The sequence below is a fragment of the Phytoactinopolyspora endophytica genome (assembly GCF_004138495.1).
Classification (GTDB): domain Bacteria; phylum Actinomycetota; class Actinomycetes; order Jiangellales; family Jiangellaceae; genus Phytoactinopolyspora; species Phytoactinopolyspora endophytica.
On the sequence record NZ_ML142849.1, the window covers coordinates 453,460 to 458,082 of the forward strand.

Here is a 4,623-nt window from a genome sequence, read left to right on the forward strand (position 1 = left end):
CGACGCGCCGATCAGCACACCTCGCCCGAACTCGCCACGCACGGCCGCAGGACGCGCGGTGCCGGCCGGAGCCTCGTACACGCCGCGGCCTCGACGGCGTTCACCTCCAGTCTCACCGACGCCGACGCGATCGTCGTCGGCTCGCTCGCCGTGATCGGCAGCTGCGGCCAAGCGCTGCGTCGGCACGACCCCGGACATGGGTTCGGACGCCGCGCCCTCGCTCGCCCGAGCATGACCGGCGAGGACGTCGTCGACGGCGGCGAAGAACTCCCCGGCCGTCTTGTTCGCGACGCCGGTGAGCATCCGCTGCCCCACACCGCCGATCATGCCGCCGACGATCGCGTCGGCGTCGTAGTCGAGCCGGGTCACGCCGTCGCCATTCTCGTGCAGGACCACCCGGACGTCGGCGCTCACCGTGCCCGGTGCGCCGGAACCCGAGGCACGCAGCACGAACGACGCCGGTTCCTGCTGGTCGCCCAGCTGCACCTGCCCCGCATAGGTACCCTTCACCGTGCCCACGCCCGCGGTGACAGTCATCGCGTACGTGTCCGCTGCCGTCTCCTCCAGACGCAGGCAGCCGGGGATGGTGCGCACCAGGACGGCCGGGTCGTTGAGCGCGCTCCATACCCGCTCACGCGGCGCGTGCAGGACAGCGGAACCAGTGACCTTCATTCGGCGGTCGCCTCCCTCAGATGGTGCAGCTCGCTCGGCGAGATCGGCATCCGCCGGATGCGGATCCCCTCGGCGTCCTCAATCGCCGACGCGAGCACCGCCGCGCCCGGGATCACGCCAGCCTCCCCCGCGCCCTTGATGCCCAGCGGGTTCAGCGGCGACGGCGTCTGCAGGTGGTCAGCCTCGATGGTCGGAACCTCCGTCGAGTACGGCATCAGGAAATCCATGAACGACGCGTTCACCAACTGGCCCGCGTCGTCGTACACCATCCGTTCGTACAGCGCGCCGCCGACGCCCTGTGCCACCCCGCCGTGAATCTGGCCTTCCACGATCCTCGGGTTGATCAGCGTGCCGCAGTCATGCACGACGCAGTACCTCAAGATGGAGATCTCGGCGGTATCGGGGTCGGTCTCGACGATCGCCGCATGCATCCCGTTGGCGAACGTGGACCTGGGCGGCGAGTAGTAGCCGGTGCCCTCCAGACCGGGCTCCTCGCCGTCCGCGACCGGCGTCTTGTCCGGGTCGGCCGGTGAGGCGAACTGGGTGGCGCGTTTGGCCTCGTCGTCGAAGGCGTAGCGCAGCGGGTTGGACAGCACCGCCACCGTGGAGAGCGGGACGCTCAACCCCGGGATGCCCTTCACCCGCACCTCGCCGTCGTCGATCTCCAAGTCGCGAGGATCCGCCTCCAGCGCCTCACCGGCCACCCGCAGCGCCTTCTCCCGAACCTTGCGCGCGGCGAGCGCGACGGCGTTGCCGCTCATCACGGCGGCCCGCGACGCGAACGTCCCGACGGCGTAGCCGAACCGGCGGGTGTCCCCGGTCGTCACCACCACCCGCTCGACGGGAACACCGAGCTCGTCCGCGACGACCTGCGCGAACACGGTCTGATGCCCCTGCCCCTGGGTGGTCAGGCCGGTGGCCACGACTACGGTGCCGTCCGTCTCGACCTTCACGAACCCGCCCTCGTAGGGCCCGACACCGGTGCCCTCGACGTAGCACGCGACGCCGATCCCGACGCGACGTCCCTCCGCCCGCGCCGTCGCCCGGTACTCTTCGAACTCCTCCCAGCCGACCAGCTTTTTCAACTTCTCCATGGTGGCTGGGTAGTCGCCGGAGTCGTAGATGAGCGGCCGCCCGTCCTGGAAGACCAAGCCCTGGTCGTAGGGCATCTCGTCGGGCCGGATGAGATTGCGCTCCCGGACGGTGACCCGGTCCAGGCCGAGGTGGGCGGCGATCGCGTCCATGGTGCGCTCCATCGCGAAGCATCCTTGCGGCCGCCCCGCACCCCGGTACGGGGTGACGATCAAGGTGTTCGTGTAGAGGCTGAAGAACTCCGCCCGGTACGCGCCCGGCTTGTACGGGCCGAGCAGCTGGGTGGTGGTGATGATCGGCACAATGATCCCGTACGGGGTGTAGGCGCCGTTGTCGTGCCACACGGTAACGTCGAGGCCGCGCAGCCGGCCGTCGTCGTCGAATCCGACCCGCACGTGCTGCAACTGCCCGCGCTCGTGGGCGCTGGAGACGAAGTGCTCCCGACGATCCTCGGTCCACTTGACCTCGCGGCCCAGACGAATCGCGGCCATCGGCACCAGGATCTCCTCCGGCCACGGGTGCACGATCTTGACGCCGAAGCCGCCGCCCACGTCCGGCGCGATCACCTCCACCCGGTCCACCGGAAGCTCCAGCTTCGCCGCGACCGCGGCCCGCACCGACGTCGACGCCTGCGTGGACGTGTAGACCCGCAGACTCTGGTCGTCCGGATCCCAGCGCGCGTGCACGCCCTTGCCCTCCAGCGGGGTGGACGCGCTGCGCTCGATCTCCAGATCGAGCTCGAGCACGTTCGGTGCGTCCGCTATCGCCGACGCCGCGTCGCCGGCCTCCTGCACCATGTGTGCCGACACGTTGCCGGGAACGTCGTCGTGCACGAGCAGCTCCCCCGCCCTGGCGGCCTCGATGCCGACGACGGGCGGAAGTGCCTCGTACTGTACGACGATCCGGTCGCAGGCGTCCTCCGCGACGTAACGGTCGGTGGCCACCACCATCACCACCGGCTCGCCCACGTGGTTCACCTCGCCGTCGGCCAGCGCGCAGGGGGTGCGGCCGTGGGTCAGCGCAGGGTGCGGGATCAGGACGGGCAACGGCTCGGCCATCCTGCCCTGCAGGTCCTCGTAGGTGTAGATCGCCACCAGTCCGTCCACGTCGAGCGCGCCCATGACGTCGATGTCGACGATGCGCGCATGGGCGTGCGGGCTGCGGACGAAGGCGACCTCGAGTGCGTCGTGTCCGATGTCGTCGACGTAGCGGCCCTGGCCGGTGAGCAGCCGGGGGTCCTCGCGCCTGGCGATCGGCTCACCGAGGGACCGGGTCGTCACGGGCTCACCTCGGCTTCCCCGGCGGCGCGCAGCACCGTGGTACCAGGTTCCGAGGTACGCGGTTCCATCGTACGAGGTTCCGTGGCCCGTAGTTCCGCCGCCCGCAGCACCGAGGCCACGATGTTCTGGTAGCCCGTGCACCGGCACAGATTCCCGGCGATGGCCTCCCGCGCCTCTTCTTCGGTCGGTGACGGGTTCTCCTCCAGGTACGCCGTGATCGTGGTGACGAAACCCGGCGTACAGAACCCGCATTGCAGTCCATGGCAGTCGCGGAACGCCTGCTGCACCGTGCCGAGTTCGCCGTCCTGGCGAGCGCAGCCTTCCACTGTCGTGATCTCCGCTCCGTCGTGCATCACCGCGAACTGCAGACATGCCCGGATCGGGCGGCCGCCCAGCAACACCGTGCACGCACCGCAGACGCCGTGCTCGCATCCGACATGCGTCCCCGTGAGCCCCAGATCATGGCGGAGGAAGTCCGACAGCAGCCGCCGAGCCGGCACTGCCGCGGACCGGTGCACGCCGTTCACGACCATGCTGACCTCGTGCAGTCGCTCTCCCCCGGATGCATCGTTCACCATGTTCCCGGCCTCATCCCTCACCTCGACCAGCATGGTCCCGCGCCGCGGCGGTCTCCCCTGTCGTGCCGTTCCCGCCGGACGAACCGCCAGTACGATGCCCGGCCGCGCGGCCTGCCGCCGCTCGCAGCGCCCGCTGCGTCAGCACCCCGGCCAGGTGCCGGCGATACTCCGCGGTCGCATGAATGTCCTCGCCCGGCTCGAGCTGTCCGGCCGCCCATCGGCCCGTCGCGCCCCAGTCGGCGTTGTCCAGCGTCACATCGCCGACGACGCCACTCGCATCGAGCACCACCGGCCGCGGACCGACCGACACATACGCCGTCCGGGCATCCGTGATCCGCATGTCATCGTCCACCGTCACCAGCGCCCCGACGCCGCACACCGCGTAGTCACCGTTCCGCCTGGCCACCTCCACCCAGGCCGAACCCGTGTGGCCATCGGATGCCGGGAACATCGCCGCCGTCGCGAGCTCGTCCGGCTCGACACACGACTCCAGCAGGTCCACGAAGAAGTCGTCAGCACCGACCGTCCGTGTCCCGCGCACGCTGCGCAGCTCGACCGAACCCCCGAGCAGGGCCAGAACCGCGGTCAACTCTCCCGCCGGGTCAGCATGTACCAGGCTGCCCACCGAGGTGCCCCGGTTCCGGATGGTCGGATGGGCGACGTGCGTCAGCGCCTGCCCCAACAACGGCACGGCTGCACGGATGGCCGCGTTCCGCTCGACGTCGGCGTGTCGCGCCGTCGCCCCCACCCGCACTACGGCGTGCCCATCACCCGCCGCACCGCGCACGCCGTCTACCCGCGCGAAATCCAGACCCGACACCCGGTTGATGTCCACCAGACACCCCGGCGCCGCGAGCCGCATGTTCATCATCGGCACCAGGCTCTGCCCGCCGGCGATGACTTTCCCGTCCGGGCCGACCTCGGCCAGCACGCCGAGGGCTTCCTCGACGGTCTCCGGCCGGTAGTAGGTGAACCCGGATGGTTTCACATCGCCTCTTCCC

At 70.2% G+C, this 4,623-nt stretch carries 4 protein-coding genes; all 4 read right to left on the reverse strand.

The annotated features are described in order from the left end of the window. On the reverse strand, positions 1 to 672 hold a 672-nt coding region (locus ELR45_RS34400), incomplete at its 3' end, for an SRPBCC family protein (RefSeq protein ID WP_165367395.1). After that, positions 669 to 3,044 (reverse strand): aerobic carbon-monoxide dehydrogenase large subunit, encoded by a 2,376-nt coding sequence (gene cutA, locus ELR45_RS02040; RefSeq protein WP_129663009.1) that lies wholly within the window; start codon positions 3,042 to 3,044, stop codon positions 669 to 671. The genes ELR45_RS34400 and cutA, both read right to left, overlap by 4 nt. Then, a complete protein-coding gene (locus tag ELR45_RS02045; RefSeq protein ID WP_420813794.1) occupies positions 3,041 to 3,622 on the reverse strand; it encodes a (2Fe-2S)-binding protein in 582 nt (193 codons plus the stop codon). Before ELR45_RS02045 ends, cutA begins: the two co-directional genes overlap by 4 nt. Before the next feature lie 10 nt (positions 3,623 to 3,632). Next, on the reverse strand, positions 3,633 to 4,623 hold a 991-nt coding region (locus tag ELR45_RS02050), incomplete at its 5' end, for an FAD binding domain-containing protein (protein ID WP_205855700.1).